This window comes from Clostridium neonatale (assembly GCF_001458595.1).
GTDB lineage: Bacteria > Bacillota > Clostridia > Clostridiales > Clostridiaceae > Clostridium > Clostridium neonatale.
In genome coordinates this window covers 222737-241758 of sequence record NZ_LN890326.1, presented here as the reverse complement: position 1 = coordinate 241758, position 19022 = coordinate 222737, and the positions used below count along the sequence as shown (strand labels likewise).

Below are 19022 nucleotides of genomic sequence, written 5' to 3'. Positions count from 1 at the left end.
AATTTTAAAGTTTTACAAATATTAAACAAATAATTATAATATACGATATATTGTATGAAATAATCTAAAACATGCACAAGATATAGTGGAGGTAGAAATGTTTGATATAAAAGAGTTGTGTAAAGATGCTGTTGACGGAATTAAAGATAATGAGGGAATATATACAGAAGATAAATTAATAAAAGCACTAAAACATATTGTTAGAGAAAACATGGATTATAGTGAAACAAGAAGATCATTAATACAAGTTTCTCTAGAGCTAACTAATGATATGGAACCTAATTGGCAATACGTAGCGTCTAAATTATATACATATGAATTGTATGAGAAGGTTAAAAAGTTAAGGGGAATAGAAAGCATAAATGATCTATATAAAAATTATTATGAGTTTATAGAAGAATTGACTAATAGGAATTTATACGGGAAATATATATTAGATAATTACTCAAAGGAAGATATTTTAGAGTTAGAAAAAGAAATAAAGCCAGAGAGAGATTTTATATTTAATTACAGTGGAATAGATTTAATCACAAAGAGATATCTAGTTCAAGATTTTAATAGAGATGTCATAGAACTTCCACAACAAATGTTTATGGGTATAGCAATGCATTTAGCAATTCCAGAAAAGAAAGAAAATAGAGTATATTGGGCAAAAAGATTTTATGATGTTTTAAGTTCATTAAAAGCTACTATGGCAACACCAACTATGTCTAACGCTAGAAAGCCATTTTATCAATTAAGTTCATGTTTTATTGATAGTGTTGAAGATAGTTTAGAAGGAATATATAAATCACTTGACAATTTTGCGGAGGTTTCAAAATTCGGTGGCGGAATGGGAATATATATTGGAAAAGTTAGAGCATTGGGATCTTCTATAAGAGGTTTTAAAGGTGCTTCTGGAGGAGTTATTCCTTGGGTAAAGCTATTTAATGATACAGCAGTTGCTGTAGATCAATTGGGTGTAAGAAATGGTTCAGTAGCAATATGGCTTGATGCATGGCATAAAGATATTCCGGAATTTTTACAAATAAGAACTAATAATGGAGACGATAGAAAGAAGGCACATGATGTATTTCCCGGGATATGTTATCCAGATTTGTTTTGGAAACTTGCAGAAAATGATATTGATGCAGACTGGTATATGATGTGTCCTCACGAGATAAAATTAGTTAAGGGATATTCTCTAGAAGATTTTTATGGAGAAGAATGGGAAGAAAAATATTATGATTGCGTAAATGATGAAAGAATTGACAAAAGAGTTATGTCAGTTAATGATATAGTTAGATTAATAATAAAAAGTGCAGCTGAAACTGGATCCCCTTTTGCATTCTTTAGAGATACAGTAAATGATATGAATCCAAATAAACATGCAGGAATGATATATTCTTCTAATTTGTGTACAGAAATAATGCAAAATATGAGTCCTATGAAAATTGAGGGCAATAAAATTGTAGAGTCTGAAGAAGGATATTCTGTAATTAATAAAATAATTCCAGGTGATTTCGTAGTATGTAATCTTTCATCAGTAGTACTTGGAAATATAGATGTTTGCAACGATGAAGAAGTGGAATATGTTGTTGAAACTCAAATAAGAGCAATGGATAATGTTATAGATTTAAATTATTATTCAGTTCCATTTGCAGAGATAACTAATAAAAAATATAGAGCAATAGGACTTGGAACAAGCGGATATCATCATATGCTTGCTAATAATAAAATTCATTGGACGGAAGAAAAACATAAGAATTTTGCAGATGAAGTTTATGAAAAAATAAATTATTATGCTATAAAATCAAGTATGAAAATTTCTAAAGAAAAAGGAGCATATGAATTATTTAAAGGTTCAGATTGGGAGAATGGAGCTTATTTTGAATTAAGACATTATAATGATGAAAAGTGGATTAAGTTAAAAGAAGAAGTAAATAAGAATGGGCTTAGAAATGGATATTTAATAGCTATAGCACCTAATGGATCAACTGCGACTATAGCAGGAACGTCTGAAGGTATTGATCCAATAATGTCTAGATTTTATTTGGAAGAGAAAAAAGGAAGCATAATTCCTAAAACAGCACCAAGCCTTTGTGATGATAATTACTGGTATTATAATTCTGCATATAATATAGAGCAAAAATGGTCAGTACAAATAAATGGGATACGTCAAAGACATATTGATCAGGGGCAATCTTTTAACCTTTATATAACAAGTGATTATACAATGCGACAAATAATGAATTTATATATAGAGGCATGTAAATGTAAAGTTAAATCTATATATTATGTAAGATCAAAATCCTTAGAAGTGTCAGAATGTGAGAGCTGTTCAGCTTAGAAATATGTATTCTTAGGAATATAAGAATACAAGAATAAGTATTCTAAAGATATACATTTAAATTGATAAATATAAATGTTTAATTAATGATAGGAGTAATATTTTATGAAAATTGAAAAAAAACCCCTTTTTAACGAATTTGGGGATAGGGAAATAAGTAAGAAGAGAATTATAAATGGAAATACTACTAATTTAAATGATTTTAATAATATGAAATATACTTGGGTGTCAGATTGGTATAGGCAAGGAATGAATAACTTTTGGATACCTGAAGAAGTTAATCTTTCTCAAGATTTAAAAGATTATAAGAAATTATCTGAGGAAGAAAGAACTGCTTATGATAAGATATTATCATTTTTAATCTTTTTAGATTCGATTCAAACTGCTAATTTAGGAAATATTAATAACTATATAACTGCTAGTGAAGTAAATCTATGCTTAACAATACAAAGTTTCCAAGAAGCAGTACATTCTCAAAGTTATAGCTATATGCTTGATAGCATTTGTTCTCCAGAAAAGAGAAATGAAATACTATATCAATGGAAAGATGATGAGATTCTTTTAAATAGAAATAAATTTATTGGAGATTTATATAATCAATTTATAGATAATCCAACAGAAACAAACCTATTAAAGGCGCTAATGGCTAATTATATATTGGAGGGAATCTATTTCTATTCAGGATTTATGTTCTTTTATAATTTAGAAAGAAATGGGAAAATGCCTGGATCTGCACAGGAGATTAGATATATTAACAGAGATGAAAATACACATCTTTGGTTATTTAGAAATATAATAAAAGAATTACAAAATGAAAATCCAGAACTATTCACAAATGAAATAAAGAGTGAATTAAGAGAGATGATGGAATATGGAGTAAGCCAAGAAATTCTTTGGGGACATTATGTTATTGGAGATAATATACAAGGAATAAATAAAAAGTTAATTGAAGACTACATAAAATACCTAGGTAACAAAAGACTTAGAGAGATAAATTTAGAGCCTCTATATTCAACTGAGTATGATAAAAATCCAGCCTCATGGGTGGATAGTTTATCTAATGCCAATTCAGTTAAGACTGATTTCTTTGAAGCAAGATCTACGGCTTATGCCAAAGCTGCGACATTAGTTGATGATTTATAGAAAAAATACAAAATGTATTATATTTAACTTATATGCTCAAATTTTAAAAAATAAGTTAAATATAATACATTGAATTAATAAAAAATGTATAATTTAATAGTTTATTACATAAAAAAAATTATAACAAACTGTTAAAATTCACAAAAAGTATGTTATAATTGTAGTTGTTTATACTAAAATAGTAATTGCAGACACCATATAGAGTACTAAATTAATTAATTTGAGAAGAAAATATACATTCAAGGAGGAGTTCCATATTATGAAAAAAGGTATTGCTGCTTCTAAAGGATATGCAATAGGAAAAGTATTTTTGCACGTAGATGAAGAAATAGTTGTAACTGATGCAAAAATTACTGATGTTGATACAGAAAAGGCAAAAATGCAAAAAGCATTAGATGATTCAAAATCACAATTAGAGGCTATAAAGGTTAAAGCTGCAACTGAAATGGGAGCAGAAAAAGCAGAAGTATTCGAAGCTCACATCACATTATTAGATGATCCAGAATTTACTGGTGCTATGATGAGTGAAATCGAAAACAACAATTTAAATGGTTTAAAAGCTATTGAAAATGTTACAAATACATTCGTTGCTATATTTGAGTCAATGGATAATGAATATATGAGAGAAAGAGCGGCTGATATAAAAGACGTTTCAAAAAGAATTTTATCAAATTTTGCAGGAAAAGGTGGAGATTCTTTAGCTATAACAGAAGAAAATACTGTAGTAGTAGCACATGATTTAACACCATCAGATACAGCTGGATTAGATAGAAGTAAGGTTGTAGGTTTTATCACAAATATAGGTGGAAGAACTTCACATGCAGCAATTATGGCTAGAACTTTAGAAATACCAGCAGTTCTTGGCTTAGGAGATATAACAGACAGTGTTAAAAATGGAGATTCTGTTATAGTTGATGGATTAACTGGTGATGTAATCATAAATCCTTCAGATGATATTTTAGCTGAATATAAGGCTAAGAAAGAAAAATTTAGACAAGAACAAGAAGAATTAAAGAAATTAATAGATGTAAAAACTACTACTAAATCAGGTAGAAGAATAGAAGTTTGCGGAAACATTGGTAAACCAGAAGATGTTCTTGGAGTTATAGCAAACGGTGGTGATGGTGTAGGTTTATTCAGAACTGAATTTTTATATATGGATAGAGATAGTGCACCAACTGAAGAAGAACAATTTGAAAGCTATAAATTTGTTCTTGAAAAAATGGAAGGTAAGCAAGTTGTTATCAGAACTTTAGATATAGGTGGAGATAAGACTCTTCCATACTTACCATTACCAGAAGAAATGAATCCGTTCTTAGGATATAGAGCAATAAGACTTTGTTTAGATAGAAAAGACATATTTAAAGTTCAATTAAGAGCATTACTTAGAGCTTCTGTATTTGGTAAGCTTGCAGTTATGTTCCCAATGATTTCAGGATTACAAGAATTCGAACAAGCGAAAGAAGTTGTTGAAGAATGTAAAGCAGAATTAAAAGCTGAAGGAAAAGCATATTCAGAAGATATTCAATGGGGTATCATGGTTGAGATTCCAGCTGCAGCAGTTTATGCTGATGAATTAGCTAAACATGTTGATTTCTTCTCAATCGGAACAAATGACTTAATCCAATATACATTAGCTGCTGATAGAATGAGCGAAAAAGTTTCATATCTTTACAATCCAATGCACCCAGCTGTATTAAGATTAATAAAGATGACAATTGATGGAGCTCATAAGCACGGTAAATGGGTTGGAATGTGTGGAGAAATGGCAGGAGATGAAGCTGCTATCCCTACATTAGTTGAATATGGATTAGATGAGTTCTCAATGAGTGCTACTTCAATCTTAAATGCTAAAAAAATAATGTTAGAACAAGAATAATATATATTCTTTTAATAGCCGTCTCAAGTATTTTGGGGCGGCTTTTATTGTAAATATTAGTATTAAATTATATACTATATATAGCACAGATTTTACTTATAAATAAGGGGATTGTTTATGGAAAAAAAATCGAGAAAATTATATGAGAAAGCTATGAGTTTATATGAACAAGGTAAGATTGATAATGCATTAGATATCTGTGAATTAGCGCTTTCAGAAGAATTAAATAACTCTTCAATTTTGAATTTTAAAGGAATGCTCTTGTATCAAAAAGGAAGATTAAATGAAGCTATAACAGTATGGAAATTGAATAAGGAATTAAACAACGATACTATTGCATCAAATTATATAAAGGATGCTCAAAGTGATTTTGAGAGATTAGATTTATACGAAAGATCAGAAGAAGCATTGAAAAAATTGAATATTGAACTAGCGTTAGAATTGCTTTCAAGATGTGCATTAAGCGATTTTAATTCTATAAAAGTAAATACTGGACTGGCTATTTGCTATCAAAAAAAGGGAGATTATAGCAAGGCTTATGATTATATAGAGAAAGCATTAAAGATAGATTGTAATGATAAAGAGGCTATTAGAATTCAAAAAGAATTGATTGATTTTGGAGGATATAAACTAAAAAAGAAATCTTCAAAAAAAATTATATTATCAACTATTTTATTTATTACAATAATTATTATATGCAGTTTTATTACTCTATTCATGAGAAATAATTATGAAAATTTATTTAATAATAAAAGCAGTAATAATTTAATTACAAGTAATGATAAAGAAAAAAATTTAAATAAAGAAAATAGTGATTCTAGGAAACAAGATAAAAAAGATGAAATGGATAATAAGAAGGCTGAAACTGATGAAGAAATGCATAGTGATGAAGATAATAACAATGATAATGAGAATACAGGTACAGTTTTTGATGCTGAAAAGATAAAAGGACTAATATCAAATAAAAATATTGATGCTCTTGTAGATGAAGTAAGAGGAATAAATAAAGAAAATATCGGAAGTGAGAATATATATTTATATAGACAGGCTGTTAATTTAATAAATTCAGAAGGTGTAGTAAACTATTATAATATGGGATTAGAATATTATAATCAAAAGGATTATGAGAATGCAGAGATAGAATTCGATAAAGCATACGATTTTTGTGAAAATAATGATTATAAAGAGCACATTTTATTTTATAGAGCAAGTAACTTATCTATGCTTATGAAAAATGAGTTGGCTATAAAGCAATATGAAGAATATTATAAAGAGTATCCAATTGGAGCATATACAGAAGGTGCTTTATATGAATTGGCTATGTTAACTAATTCTGTAGATAAAGAAAAAAGTAAAGCATATGCAAATGAATTAATTATTAAGTTTCCAGGATCAATATATATAAATGATTATATAGTTAATATTTTAAATAGTTAATAAAAACTGAATTGAATTGCTTTTTAAGGATAATCTAATGATATGTGATTTTATATATCATTAGATTATCTTTTATTTTAAATTTAAAGGAGAGAAGTATATATGATAACTATTATTAAAGGGTGTGAGGTATATTCACCTAGATATATCGGGGTAAAAGATGTCCTAGTAGTAGGAGAAAAAATAGAAGGGATTTATGATTCACTAAATATACAAAATGTAGAATTAGATATAGAAATAATTGATGGACACGGAAAATTATTATTTCCAGGTTTTATAGATTCACATGTGCACATACTTGGAGGCGGTGGAGAAGGTGGATATGAGACAAGAACACCAGAAATTGGACTATCAACAATAACAGAATCAGGAATAACTACTTTGGTTGGATGTATTGGAACAGATAACGTATGTAGAAGTTCTAAATCTTTAATTGCTAAAGCAAAATCTTTAAAAAACCTTGGATTATCAGTGTATTGCTACACCGGATCATATGAAATTCCAGTAAAAACATTAACAGGATCTATAAAGGGAGATTTATTGCTAATAGAAGAGTTTATAGGTGTTGGAGAAATAGCTATATCGGACAATAGAAGTTCACAGGCTACATATGAAGAATTTTTAAGGACTATAGCAGAAAGTAGAGTAGGAGGAATTTTATCTGGTAAATGTGGAATAGTTAATATTCATTTAGGAGATGGAGCGAGAAGATTAAAGTACTTGTTTGATTTAATAGAGGGCACTGAGATACCTGCATCACAATTATTACCTACCCATATAAATAGAAATAGTGATTTACTTCAAGATGGAATAAGATACACTAAAGAAGGTGGATTTATAGATTTGACTACTAGCTGTGATCCAGATAATTTAGAAGAAGGAGAATTTAGGGCAGGAAAAGCATTAAAATTTTTAATTGATAATAATGTACCTATAGAAAATATAACTTTTTCATCTGATGGAAATGGAAGCCTACCCAACTTTGATAAAGATGGTAATTTAATAAGTTATGGAATATGTTCTGTTAAATCTTTATATGATGAAGTATGTTCAGCAATCAAAGATTTTGATGTTTCAATAGAGTTAGCATTAAAAGTTATCACATCTAATGTAGCAGAAAGATTATGCTTGAAAGATAAAGGGATTATTCAAAATGGAAAAGATGCAGATTTAGTAATGGTTAATAAGGAATCACTAGAGATTGAAACTGTAATTGCTAAAGGTAAAATAATGGTTCAAAATAGAAAAGCTATAGTTAAAGGGTACTTTGAATAGAAAGTTTTTAATTTTCATTTTTGAATAAAAATTAAGATAGACTATCCTAAATTCATATTAAAGGATAGTCTATTTTTTATATAATTATATTCTATTCGATTTTGAAAAATGTGTGATGACCAATTATTGTCTCATTAACTTTATTGCTTTGTTTCATCCAATTGCATGTAGCAATAGCAGGATTGTAAAAGAATAAAGCTTTATTTGTTGGATCACTACCATTTATTGCTTCATATACAGCTCTATAACAGTCCTCATTAGGAGTGCTTATAATCTGGTTGTTTCTAACGCATGAAAAAGCATTTTTTTGAAAAATCACTCCTTGAATACTATTTGGAAATTTTGGATTAGCGACACGATTTAGAACAACAGATGCAACTGCTATTTTACCCGTATATGGCTCGCCAATACTTTCTGCTGCAACAAGCTTTGCCATTAACTCTATGTCATCTTGTGTTATATATAATTGTTGTGTTGCATAGCTAAAAACACTAACATCAGTATAATTATTTTTATTAGTTAATACTGATTTATTTGAATAATTATCAGATTTAATTAAATTTGTACTAAAACCTGAGTTTTGGCTTTTAGCATAAGCTGTATTGATATTAATAACACAAAGACAGATTATTAATGTAGCAAAAAAAATACTATATATTTTTTTCATAAAACCCTCCTTCGCTTATCACGACAAATAATATTATTGCCAGAAGGAGTAATTATATACATTAAAAAAGGTGAGATTGTTCGATTTTGTATATTTCCTATCATTCTTAAACCTTCAAAAAGTCATAATTAACTAATCAGATAATATTTTAAAATCCCTATTAGTCACATATAATAAGGGGCAAAAAATAGGGCAAAAATTTAAATTATAATAAATTGCGTAAAAGCTCAATAATAGCTATATATAGGACTTATATTATGCTTATATCATATTACAATAATCAATTTAATAAATAATATATTGAGTTTTTGGAGTCTCTAAAAAAGAACAACAGTTTTTACAGGCCACAAAAAGGGGAGAGAAGTTATAGAAAAAGAGTTTAAAATATTTTAATTAGAATAAACATTTCTGACTTTTCTGAGTCCATAAAAAGGGTAAATGAACTTTTTGAACTCCTAAAAAAAGAAATTATTAAAAGTTTTAAATATATATAGCTTAGAAAACTTAGTATTCTATTATCAAGAACTTGTCAAAACTTGACTTTATATATGTATACAAAAATAATTTTTCCCCACTATAAAAAAGAAGTATATGGAGCTATATTATATTTTTGAGTCGTCATATTGTGAATTTCAGCCTTGTCAGAAATCTTACAACCTTATAACAAATATATCAAATAATATTTCGGCAATTTCGGCAACCCTAAAAAAGAAATTTGAATTAGATCATGAAAGATATGGAGTACTTTATTAAAATTTACAAAACAACACGAATATGTTGTACAACATTGTAAACACTCTCAAATCGGAGCTTCTTAAAAGTAACGTTCGTTTAAAATGCTAGGATTTGCTAAGATAAATATGGAACGTTCCATTAAATTTACAAAACGAACAAATAAAAAAGTACTACATTGAAATACCTGTCTATTACTGGCTTTGGAGCAGTATATTTATGTAGTGCTCTATAAGAACGTTCCGTATAAAATGCTAGTATTTTTCCGAACGTTGCACCATAACAAACCCTAACTTTTTTGAAGCGTTCATTTAACTATCAATTTATATCAAGGCCAATTTTAAAGGAATTAGATAATTTTTTTTGTCTGAAACGTTATAATGCTGTACACTAAGAAACACTAAGATTTTTTTGCACACTTTTTTTATTTGGAGTACTCCAAAAGAAAATACGGAGTACTCCATTCAAAGGTAATGCTTTTGTTTATTTAATTTTAAAGTTTACTTAAGATATATTCACAATATATAGAACTAATAAGATTTGATTAAAACTATTTAATTTAGTTGCCCCACCCTTTTAATTTATATTTTTGGAACATTAACTTATTTAGCATATAAAAGTTTACACATTTATACATTTTATAAATTATATGTAGAATTAAAAAAAATAATGAAAATAATTAATACTGCTTACATTTCATTTTTTGTCAAATTTATCAAATATAATGTTATATACTATAATTAGTAATACGTATTACAATTAAAAAAACATATTAAAAGGTGGGAAAAAAATGCATAAGAAAAAATTAATTGCATGTCTATTAACTATGACAGGAATAATAAGTAGTTTTATGCTTCCAGCTATTGCTTCTGATGATGTGACTACAAATGACGCCGTTCAATTCAATATTTCTGATGATTGCCACGAAATAACATCAGAAGAAGCTGATGGACTATATTTTGAAGATGATATAACATATGATGAAGAATATGGTGTTATATGCAGTTGTGGAATACCTTTTTCAGAACATGAAAATAGCAAAACAAGATCTGCCGATTGTGCATGTGGTGGTAGATTAGTTAATGTTTCACCAACTTATGGTAATTGGCACTATTCTGGTAAATCAAGAAACTGTAAACATGAATATTCAAATGGTCATGATTATGAACAAGTTCGTACTTATGTGACTGGAAGTAAATGTACTAGATGTTCTTATTACAAAGAACGAACAGGAACACAAAGCAAATGGATATGCAAGGGATTTTAAAATAAATTCTATAACATATAACCTACAAAGCTTTTTGGGAATATAGATAGTTTTTGCAACTTTATCTGTATTCCCTTTGTTTTCTATATTGGTATAGGCTTTTAGAAAGTTCAATATTATTCAATGCTATAGGAAAAAGTAATCTAATTGTGAAGAGTTGTTTTTATATTAGATATAGAGGTCATATTATGGGAAAATGTGATGGAAACCACATTACCAACTTTACCTGGTAATAGAAATTATTTAGTTAGATATAGAGACGGAGTAACGGAAGATTGGACATCTCAAAGAAGAACATGGAAAGTAAATAATAATGCCATAGAAGCTATAATAGGACTTGAAGATGGATTTGAACATATTTCAGAGGAAGAAGCGAATAGAATAATTGCAAATTATAACAAATAAATATTAAATATAGGTAATAAATATACTCTAAATTAATAAAAATTTCGGGAAATGCGTATTTCTCGAAATAATTTTGAGTAATCAACATACCTTAAAATAGAATAATAGTAGTTATAATATATAATTTATATTAAAATATAGTAACAAATATGATACAATATCATAGAGGTGATAAATTGATGGATACTAAAATATTAAAGGTAGCACGAGTAAAAAAAGATTTAACTATAGAAGAAGTGGCCAAACAATTAAAATTAAACAAAAATACATACTGCAATTATGAAAAGGGCAATTATCAAAATATAAGATTAGAAACTCTAAAAAGAATGATTGATATCCTGGAAGTGGATCCAATAGAGTTACTTAATAATACTGAAATTAAAGAAGAGTAAGCCGAAAAATTAACAATTAATAAAGTATAATTAGTATATTGGAGGGATTAAAATGGAATGGAGTCCAATAATACCATTCAAGGATTTAGGAATAGAATTATGCAGTGCTAAGAATAAGAGGAAATTAAAAAGATCTATATTTGATAAATTAGCCTATGAATCAATACCGTTTTATTATGAAGATTGGGGGCAAATATTCAGAAAATGTTGCAACAATCCATGTATAGAAAAGAAACAGTATTATTCTATGGAAGAAATTCAGGGGCTTTATATAAAATATATTATAGATAATGGAATAAAACCAACTGGAGCAGTGAAAAGAATAATCGAACATAGTGTGAGTTGAAATAATTAGCTATAAGTAGCAAAAAAGAGATTAAAGAAGAAAAAGTGACTAAAAATGTGTCTAATAAATATTATTAGATCACAAAATATATGTACAAAAGTTGTAAAAATGAATAATATAATATTAACAGAGTTTGTAGCGCCTACTAACAGTGCGAACCGTGCAAGCCAATAGAAATTATTTAAAGAGCTCATCAAGCCTCTTGTGTTTAACAATGCTCAAATGGATGAGACATAATTTACCCACTAGGTATTATCTTAGTGGGTTTTATTATATTCCTAGTGCTATTCATATATGAATTTGTGAATATAGTAAAAGTATGAAATTCCTACATTAGAACAACATAGTCCGTTTTTCGGACTAACATAAAATAAGCTCGGTAAATTATTCTTACCTGGATTAAATTTTGACCAAATCTCCAAGCGATTGGAATTATTAATATGCTGCAGCATAAGTTTTATAAATTAACTTCTTCATGAAACCAATATATAAAATAGCTTAATGATCTATATTTAAAAGGGTATTTACTAAAAAGTAGATACTCTTATTTTTATGCAGCAAGAATATTTTTCTTTATGATGAAGAATATATGTTTTATTCCTTTATTCTGCTTTGAAATTAAAGCCATAGAGAAGATTTAAATAATTCAACGTATGTTTAATTACATTGACTCTAAAATCATTGTGAGAGCATTTTAAAGCTATTGGAAATATAAAACCTTCTTCTTACAAATGCCAGTAAAGGGAAAAGAATATCATGATCTAAAATCCGTAATTTATAAAATGTTACTTTGTAACCCCTCCAAAAAATTTTGGTTGGCTCCTAAACCTAATATATTTTATAAATGTCACCTTGTAACCTTAATGTTGCTTTATAAGGTCACCCCTCTAAACCCTCAATATATAAGACTTATATCTATATATGTTACCTTGTTACTATATATATAATAAAATAAATATATTAGTATATATTTTATAAATGTGACTTTTGTGTATTTATGTGGACTTGTAAGGTCACACCCTTAAACTCCCATTACATAAGGTTTTAGGCTATATATGTGACCTTGTTATTTTATATATATAATAATAATATTTAATATAATAGGTAGTATAGTATATATACATATATACGCTCGTAGAAAAAATTTTTTAAGGTCACGGTCACAACCTCTCAAACCCTCAAAATATAGGGCTTTTAAGTGTTTTATGTAGGGTCACAAAGTAGGGACACAAAATGCACTGAAATCCTAAAAACTGGATAATATCAGCCTAAAACCTATATAATTTTATCCTTATTGGCTATCATTTTTTATGTTTTTTGTGCAAATTTTAATGAATTTTTAGTGTTTTTACATCAAAAAAACAAAAAAACTTATGTTTTTGGGTTAAAAATTCATTAAAATACATCTAAAAGTCAATTCTAAATTACTGAAATAGTATGAATCTGATTCAAAGTGTGATTTCCTATCTGTAATGGCAAAGAAAAAATCCCTTACATAGGTAAAGGATCATGGAACTGCAGTTATTTATTTAATTTATAAAATTCAAGTTCTAATATATCGCAGAATTTTTTATCTATATATTATTGGTGCATGATTGATTATTCAACATCAATTAATTTATTGTCCCAAGTAAAGTGCATAGTGCAATCTTCTGCTAATGCCCATCTAAAAGTACGTCCCATATATTTTAGAATTTCTTTTCGTATATCATTTCTAAAAGGCACTGGAAGTTTAGTAAAAGTGTTTATTAGTACTTTATTGTTTTCGATTAGTTCTTCATCGTCGGAATTCGATTCATCATCATAAAGTAGAATTTCTATATCTAAAGATTTTATTTCATTATCATCATTATATGAAGTGTAGCAATAGCCTGTTAATTCGCACTTGTAAGTCTTCATATTTTTTATAATATCTAAATCTATCTGTAATATCTCTCCATTTAGATTGGCTCGAGTAATTATTATATCTACAGGAATATATGAGATTAATTTTTCAGGCGTTACTTTTAAATAGCAGCATAATGTATTAATGGTATCAAATTGAATTCCTTTGCTTACATTACTTACAAGGGCTGTTAATGTTGTCCTTGATAATTTTGTTTCTTCTGATACTTTTGATATTTTCAAATTTCGTTCAGCTAAAAGCACGGATAAATTACATCGTATCATGTCATCACCTCTATACTAATTGTACAGTGCATTGAACAAAAATACAATAAATATTAAAAAAAGTATTGCATAAATACAAAAGCAGGTGTAATATAAAAGTGCGTAAATGTTCAATACTCTGAACAAAAACGAAGATAAACTTTAAAAAGGAAGTGTATATAAACATGTTGGCTCTAAAATTAAAAAGAGTGAAAAAAAATTTGACTCAAGAAAAACTTTCCCAAAAATCAGGAGTTGGCAGAGTAACTATTTCTAATATTGAAAGAAATGGAATAGAAAATACACCAGTAGCAGTATTAAGAAAATTAGCAAAAGCACTTGATACAACAGTGCCGGAGCTATTCTTCTCAGATGATGAAGAATAATTTGGATAATAATGATTGAGTATGAATGAGGGAGGTGTTATTGTGGATAGCTTAGTAATGGTTAAAAATGATGATGTATTTACAAATAGTCTAATTATTGCAGAAGGGACAGGCTATGAACATCATAGTATAACTCGAAAGATTAGGGATTTTGAAGAGGATTTTAAAATCTTTGGTGAGATTGGATATTGTAATATTGATCTAAAATCATCAGATGGAAATAATTGTTTTATGGATACCACATCCGTAAATAAAACAGAAGTAAAAGGAAGAAAGACAAAAATATATTTACTTAATGAACCACAAGCGACTTATCTAATAACATTACTAGAAAATAATGATGTTGTAAGAGAGTTCAAATTAAATCTAGTAAAACAGTTCTATGATATGAAGAATGTATTGATGGAAACTCATACTTCTTATTGGCAGCATATGAGGGCAGAAGCAAAGGAAGTAAGAAAGAGCTTTACCGATATATTAAAGACATTTATTGATTATGCTAGAGAACATGGGAGTAAACATTCCAATAGATACTATACGATATTTACTAAAATGATTAATGGAAAACTGAATATATCAGATAGAAATTTATTAGCTCCCAAAACTTTGGATGAGCTTCAAAGAATAGAGCAGATCATAGGAAATTGTATTTTATATAAGATATCACAAGGGATTGAATATAAAAATATCTATCAAGATTGTAAGGAACTTATAAAACAAATATGAAAATCAATTAATATTGTCAAAAATGACGAAAACCTAATAATTTATCTAAAATCTCACATCTATAAAATTCTAATTATGACAATTCAGAGTTAAAGGCATAAAAAATCACACTCGGTATGAGATGCATTACAACGATATAAATAAAAAATTGAAAGGAGAAAGCTATATGTCAGAAATAGCAAGAGAAGAAGTAAAGGAAGAATTAAAGAAATTGATATTAACACCGGAAGAGGCAAGGGAGATTCTTGGATTTAGCAAAAATACGATATATGATATTTTAGCAAATGATGATACTTTTCCGGCTTTTAGAATTGGAGTCAGATGGTTCATTAATGCCGATAAGCTCCAGGAGTGGATAGATAATATGACAAATAAAAGATAAAGCGAGGGATCATATGTATGTGAAATTAATGACCAATAATATATATTTATGCAGAAAATGCAACAAACCTATATTACTGGAAGGTTTGAGTATATTAAACCTTAGTTAAAGTAGGTGAGAATTTGAGTTCAAAAGAAGAAATATCAAATATCAATTTAAAAGATTTAATTGAATCTGAAACAGGTCAAAAATTTAATAGAAATAATTCAATATGCTGCCCGTTTCATAATGAAAAAACGGCGTCCTTTTCAGTAAAGAAATACAATGATAAATGGAGATATTATTGTTACGGTTGTGGCCGTAAGGGTGATATTATTGATTTTATAAAAGAATATAAGCATATGACATATAATGAGGCTTGTAAATACTTAAATTTAGAAGTAAGCAAGGAATACAGAACTTATTTATCCTTATTGGATAAGGTAGAGCTATCTGTTAAAAATATTGGATTTAAAGACAATGACGGGAAATTATTAAACTATATAAAAACATATATATTTGTGGATCAGCAAAACAATCCTGTATATTTTAAAATCAAGTTCAAAAATAGTAAAAATGTTAGTGAAAGCAGATATTTACACATTAACAAAAATAATAAAATCGTTCCAGGACGTGGTCCAAACAAAGAATTACCATATAACTATTATAGGCTATTAGAAGGATTAAAAAAAGATAAAGCTATATTTATATGTGAAGGAGAAAAAGACTGTGAAACACTCCGATACATGAGATATATAGCAACATCATTCAAAGGGGTTACTGATTTTAATTATAGTATATTTCAAGATTCAATTGTTTATATAATTCCGGATACCGGAGAGGCCGGGGAAAAATACAAAGATGATTTATTCTACAAAATGAAAGATTATGTAAAAGAATTTAATGTTATTTATCCAAAAGGCTTGAAGGAGCTAGGGGACAATAAAGATATTACTGATTGGTTTCAAAGTGGTAAAACATTAGAGCATTTTAAAGCAGCACTTAGCGATAAATGGGATTATATAAAAAATAAGAATTTCAAATATGTTAATAGCAAAGGAACGCCAAAAAAGGTATGGGGAAATTTCAAACGTATATGTGAACTTAACAATATATCCATTAAGTATAATGAATTATCAAAAAAGGTTGAATTTAAAGGCGATATGTTTTCATTATCGGATAAAAGCGAAGCCTGTTTTGAAGATTTGTATCAATTATGTTTGAATAAGTACTTTACTTCTATATCAAGAAAAGACATTCAAAGTTTTATATTTAGAGTATCTCAAGAAAATTCATATAATCCGGCCAAAGAGTATTTTGAAGAATGCTACAAAAATTGGAATCACAAAGAAGGATATATAAAAGAGCTTGCTGATACAATAATTACTCCGGATAGTTATAACGATAGTTTCAAAGAATTATTATTAAGAAAATGGCTGATTGGTACTACGAATATAGCGTTTAATGATGGTACACAAAATACAAATGGTGTACTTGTAATTCAAGGTAAGCAAGGTATAGGAAAAACACGGTGGATAAAAACATTATTACCTAATTTACATTGGATTGATACAGATAAATTTATTAATCCGAAAAAAGTTGATGATGTTGTCGACGTTACATCAGCTTTGATTGTAGAACTGGGAGAACTAAAAACCAGTTTAAAAAAAGATACAGTTGATATGCTGAAGATGTTTTTTACAAGAACAAAAGACCGATATAGGCGACCATATGGAGTAAATTTAGAAGAATACCCACGTACTACATCATTTTACGCGACAATTAACAATGAAGAGTTTTTAGAGGATAATACAGGGAATAGACGTTATTGGTGTATACAAGTTGAGTCAATGATAGTTAATCATAATATTGATATCAATCAGTTATGGGGCGAAGTAATGCATTTATTAAGAGATAATAAAGAACCCCATTGGCTAAGCAAGGAAGAAGAAAAGGAGCTATATATAATAAACTCTAATTTTGAAGCAAAGACAGAATCAGATATTAAAATAATGGATATGTATAATTGGTCAGCACCTCAAGAATATTGGATATATAAAACATTATCTGATATATGTAATGAGCTAGATCTCAAGATGAATGCTGAAACAAGAACATCATTAGTTAAGTTTGGTGCAATACCACCAAAGGATAATAGAACATTCAGAGTAAAAGGATATAAAGGGTCAAAAAAATGGTGGTGTGTTCCTCCAATGAATTTTAGTATTGAAGAAGATGACTCAATAGAGTTGAAAGATGAAGAGCCACAGGAGCAGCAACAACGGTTTAGTGAAGTTTAGAAAATTAAGGAGAAAAAGTGATGGCTAAATATGTTAAATATAAAATTATAAATAATTCACCATATGATGAAAATTCACATTTCACATATTGTGAAAAATTGATGATACCATATATAACAGTAAGAAAGAAAACTAAAAAATATTCATATGTAGAAGTTGATTTAATAGCTATAGCACAAGATCACGGAGATATTATGGATTTTATAAGAAAAGATTTAAATGATAAAGGCTTGGTTTTAATGGTATTGAAAGATTTAAAAATAATAAAGCGTAGTAGTATTTATTTTCATTTGGGTAATGCTTGTTATGCTGCTGAAATATTGACTGAATATGCTGAAAGGTTTGCTACATCACTTTTTGATTTTTATTATAATGCAATACAACGAGCTATCAGAGAACAAAAGAGACATCAAATACAATCACGTATTAATAATATTCCATAGATCATGAGGTAGTAAGAATGATAGAAATTAGAAATTTGCGTGATGTGTTTGGAATTATTAATCTAGGTAGTGATAATAGTGAAATAGATAAATTAGTTAAAGACTATTATTCAAAAAAGAATAGAACATATAGACATATTATTAAGTTTCACTATTTGAATCCAACTACTACTAAAGAATCTATGTGTATTTTTGGTTTAAAACTAAAAGAATATAGAGAAATTAGGGACGAAATAATAGAAGATGTACGTCAGATAACATATGACTACTATAAAAGCAGAAAAATAAAATTTCGTAAAAAAAGCAAAGTAATTGATATACTGGATTTTATGAATTAATTCAATAATGATAAATGTTGATAAGGAACAACAAAGTTATGTTGTGGAATTTAGGCACATTGGAATAATAAAAAGGGGCTGCAAACTTAAAAGCTTACAACCATACTCGCAATATGATTATAGCTTTTAATTTCGCTCCTGTAAAGGAGGATATATTTATGAATGCTAAATTGTATAGAAATTTTGTTCAGGAGCTTATTGATCAAGGAATCAGAGTTCAAAATCTAACATTAAAGCAAATAAGTAAAAGTATTGAATTATATAAGATTATAAATAGATAGGAGATTATACACTAATGAATGAGGCACAAAAATATTTATGTGAAATACTAGATAATAATCATAAGATTCAGATTGTAAATGTTATTAAGGATATACAGGATAAAGATAAGCTGACATATATATTAGCTTATGTAAGAGCTATGAAAAAATTACAAAATAGATGTTAG

At 27.9% G+C, this 19022-nt stretch carries 19 protein-coding genes; 17 read left to right on the top strand and 2 right to left on the bottom strand.

The features are described from left to right. Positions 1-97: 97 nt before the first annotated feature. The 5 genes from BN2920_RS02995 to iadA all read left to right on the top strand — a co-directional run bounded on the left by BN2920_RS02995 (position 98) and on the right by iadA (position 8063). Entirely contained in the window at positions 98-2329 is a 2232-nt protein-coding gene (locus tag BN2920_RS02995) for a ribonucleoside-diphosphate reductase subunit alpha (protein WP_058293554.1), read from the top strand. 105 nt (positions 2330-2434) lie between these two features. Beyond that, positions 2435-3472 (top strand): ribonucleotide-diphosphate reductase subunit beta, encoded by a 1038-nt coding sequence (locus BN2920_RS02990; protein ID WP_058293553.1) that lies wholly within the window; start codon positions 2435-2437, stop codon positions 3470-3472. 259 nt (positions 3473-3731) lie between these two features. Next, a complete protein-coding gene (gene ptsP / locus BN2920_RS02985) occupies positions 3732-5351 on the top strand; it encodes a phosphoenolpyruvate--protein phosphotransferase (protein WP_058293552.1) in 1620 nt (539 codons plus the stop codon). A gap of 117 nt (positions 5352-5468) precedes the next feature. Further along, the gene (locus BN2920_RS02980; RefSeq protein WP_058293551.1) at positions 5469-6788 is read left to right on the top strand and encodes a tetratricopeptide repeat protein; all 1320 of its coding nucleotides are present in this window, start codon (positions 5469-5471) and stop codon (positions 6786-6788) included. 102 nt (positions 6789-6890) lie between these two features. Then, positions 6891-8063, top strand: a complete 1173-nt coding sequence (gene iadA / locus BN2920_RS02975) for a beta-aspartyl-peptidase (protein WP_058293550.1) — start codon at positions 6891-6893, stop codon at positions 8061-8063. Between the two features lie 91 nt (positions 8064-8154). On the opposite strand, the gene BN2920_RS02970 is transcribed toward iadA, so the two are convergent. Beyond that, the gene (locus tag BN2920_RS02970) at positions 8155-8730 is read right to left on the bottom strand and encodes a cell wall hydrolase (protein WP_058293549.1); all 576 of its coding nucleotides are present in this window, start codon (positions 8728-8730) and stop codon (positions 8155-8157) included. A gap of 1522 nt (positions 8731-10252) precedes the next feature. On the opposite strand from BN2920_RS02970, the gene BN2920_RS02965 reads away from it, so the two are divergent. From BN2920_RS02965 to BN2920_RS02950, 4 genes are all read left to right on the top strand, one after another. After that, entirely contained in the window at positions 10253-10729 is a 477-nt protein-coding gene (locus BN2920_RS02965; protein WP_058293548.1) for a hypothetical protein, read from the top strand. A 201-nt stretch (positions 10730-10930) separates the two neighbouring features. Further along, entirely contained in the window at positions 10931-11134 is a 204-nt protein-coding gene (locus tag BN2920_RS02960) for a hypothetical protein (protein WP_058293547.1), read from the top strand. 179 nt (positions 11135-11313) lie between these two features. Beyond that, a complete protein-coding gene (locus BN2920_RS02955; protein WP_058293546.1) occupies positions 11314-11526 on the top strand; it encodes a helix-turn-helix domain-containing protein in 213 nt (70 codons plus the stop codon). 52 nt (positions 11527-11578) lie between these two features. Next, a complete protein-coding gene (locus BN2920_RS02950; protein ID WP_058293545.1) occupies positions 11579-11872 on the top strand; it encodes a hypothetical protein in 294 nt (97 codons plus the stop codon). A gap of 1599 nt (positions 11873-13471) precedes the next feature. Here BN2920_RS02950 and BN2920_RS02945 read toward each other — a convergent pair. After that, on the bottom strand, positions 13472-14041 hold the full coding sequence (locus BN2920_RS02945) for a helix-turn-helix domain-containing protein (RefSeq protein WP_058293544.1): 570 nt from the start codon (positions 14039-14041) through the stop codon (positions 13472-13474). 164 nt (positions 14042-14205) lie between these two features. On the opposite strand from BN2920_RS02945, the gene BN2920_RS02940 reads away from it, so the two are divergent. From BN2920_RS02940 to BN2920_RS21180, 8 genes are all read left to right on the top strand, one after another. Continuing rightward, on the top strand, positions 14206-14406 hold the full coding sequence (locus BN2920_RS02940; RefSeq protein ID WP_058293543.1) for a helix-turn-helix domain-containing protein: 201 nt from the start codon (positions 14206-14208) through the stop codon (positions 14404-14406). A 42-nt stretch (positions 14407-14448) separates the two neighbouring features. Further along, the gene (locus BN2920_RS02935; protein ID WP_058293542.1) at positions 14449-15132 is read left to right on the top strand and encodes a Rha family transcriptional regulator; all 684 of its coding nucleotides are present in this window, start codon (positions 14449-14451) and stop codon (positions 15130-15132) included. A 166-nt stretch (positions 15133-15298) separates the two neighbouring features. Further along, positions 15299-15514: a helix-turn-helix domain-containing protein gene (locus BN2920_RS02930; protein WP_058293541.1), complete on the top strand. Its 216-nt coding sequence runs from the start codon at positions 15299-15301 to the stop codon at positions 15512-15514. Positions 15515-15636: 122 nt separating this feature from the next. Beyond that, positions 15637-17793, top strand: coding sequence for a VapE domain-containing protein (locus BN2920_RS02925; protein ID WP_058293540.1), 2157 nt, complete (start codon positions 15637-15639; stop codon positions 17791-17793). 20 nt (positions 17794-17813) lie between these two features. Next, the gene (locus BN2920_RS02920) at positions 17814-18236 is read left to right on the top strand and encodes a hypothetical protein (RefSeq protein WP_058293539.1); all 423 of its coding nucleotides are present in this window, start codon (positions 17814-17816) and stop codon (positions 18234-18236) included. A 17-nt stretch (positions 18237-18253) separates the two neighbouring features. Then, positions 18254-18574, top strand: coding sequence for a hypothetical protein (locus BN2920_RS02915; protein WP_058293538.1), 321 nt, complete (start codon positions 18254-18256; stop codon positions 18572-18574). A gap of 158 nt (positions 18575-18732) precedes the next feature. Continuing rightward, positions 18733-18855 carry a hypothetical protein gene (locus BN2920_RS22240; RefSeq protein WP_268258986.1) on the top strand — a complete coding sequence of 41 codons (123 nt, stop codon included), beginning with the start codon at positions 18733-18735 and terminating at the stop codon, positions 18853-18855. A 14-nt stretch (positions 18856-18869) separates the two neighbouring features. Then, positions 18870-19022, top strand: coding sequence for a hypothetical protein (locus BN2920_RS21180; protein ID WP_157065752.1), 153 nt, complete (start codon positions 18870-18872; stop codon positions 19020-19022).

Bases quoted from the DNA above. Each gene is read 5' to 3' on its own strand.
- BN2920_RS02965 (WP_058293548.1), top strand. From the start codon at position 10,253: ATGCATAAGAAAAAATTAATTGCATGTCTATTAACTATGACAGGAATA.
- BN2920_RS02915 (WP_058293538.1), top strand. From the start codon at position 18,254: ATGATAGAAATTAGAAATTTGCGTGATGTGTTTGGAATTATTAATCTA.
- iadA (WP_058293550.1), top strand. From the start codon at position 6,891: ATGATAACTATTATTAAAGGGTGTGAGGTATATTCACCTAGATATATC.
- ptsP (WP_058293552.1), top strand. From the start codon at position 3,732: ATGAAAAAAGGTATTGCTGCTTCTAAAGGATATGCAATAGGAAAAGTA.
- BN2920_RS02990 (WP_058293553.1), top strand. From the start codon at position 2,435: ATGAAAATTGAAAAAAAACCCCTTTTTAACGAATTTGGGGATAGGGAA.
- BN2920_RS21180 (WP_157065752.1), top strand. From the start codon at position 18,870: ATGAATGAGGCACAAAAATATTTATGTGAAATACTAGATAATAATCAT.
- BN2920_RS02940 (WP_058293543.1), top strand. From the start codon at position 14,206: ATGTTGGCTCTAAAATTAAAAAGAGTGAAAAAAAATTTGACTCAAGAA.
- BN2920_RS02930 (WP_058293541.1), top strand. From the start codon at position 15,299: ATGTCAGAAATAGCAAGAGAAGAAGTAAAGGAAGAATTAAAGAAATTG.
- BN2920_RS02920 (WP_058293539.1), top strand. From the start codon at position 17,814: ATGGCTAAATATGTTAAATATAAAATTATAAATAATTCACCATATGAT.
- BN2920_RS22240 (WP_268258986.1), top strand. From the start codon at position 18,733: ATGAATGCTAAATTGTATAGAAATTTTGTTCAGGAGCTTATTGATCAA.
- BN2920_RS02970 (WP_058293549.1), bottom strand. From the start codon at position 8,730: ATGAAAAAAATATATAGTATTTTTTTTGCTACATTAATAATCTGTCTT.
- BN2920_RS02995 (WP_058293554.1), top strand. From the start codon at position 98: ATGTTTGATATAAAAGAGTTGTGTAAAGATGCTGTTGACGGAATTAAA.
- BN2920_RS02945 (WP_058293544.1), bottom strand. From the start codon at position 14,041: ATGATACGATGTAATTTATCCGTGCTTTTAGCTGAACGAAATTTGAAA.
- BN2920_RS02950 (WP_058293545.1), top strand. From the start codon at position 11,579: ATGGAATGGAGTCCAATAATACCATTCAAGGATTTAGGAATAGAATTA.
- BN2920_RS02955 (WP_058293546.1), top strand. From the start codon at position 11,314: ATGGATACTAAAATATTAAAGGTAGCACGAGTAAAAAAAGATTTAACT.
- BN2920_RS02980 (WP_058293551.1), top strand. From the start codon at position 5,469: ATGGAAAAAAAATCGAGAAAATTATATGAGAAAGCTATGAGTTTATAT.
- BN2920_RS02960 (WP_058293547.1), top strand. From the start codon at position 10,931: ATGGAAACCACATTACCAACTTTACCTGGTAATAGAAATTATTTAGTT.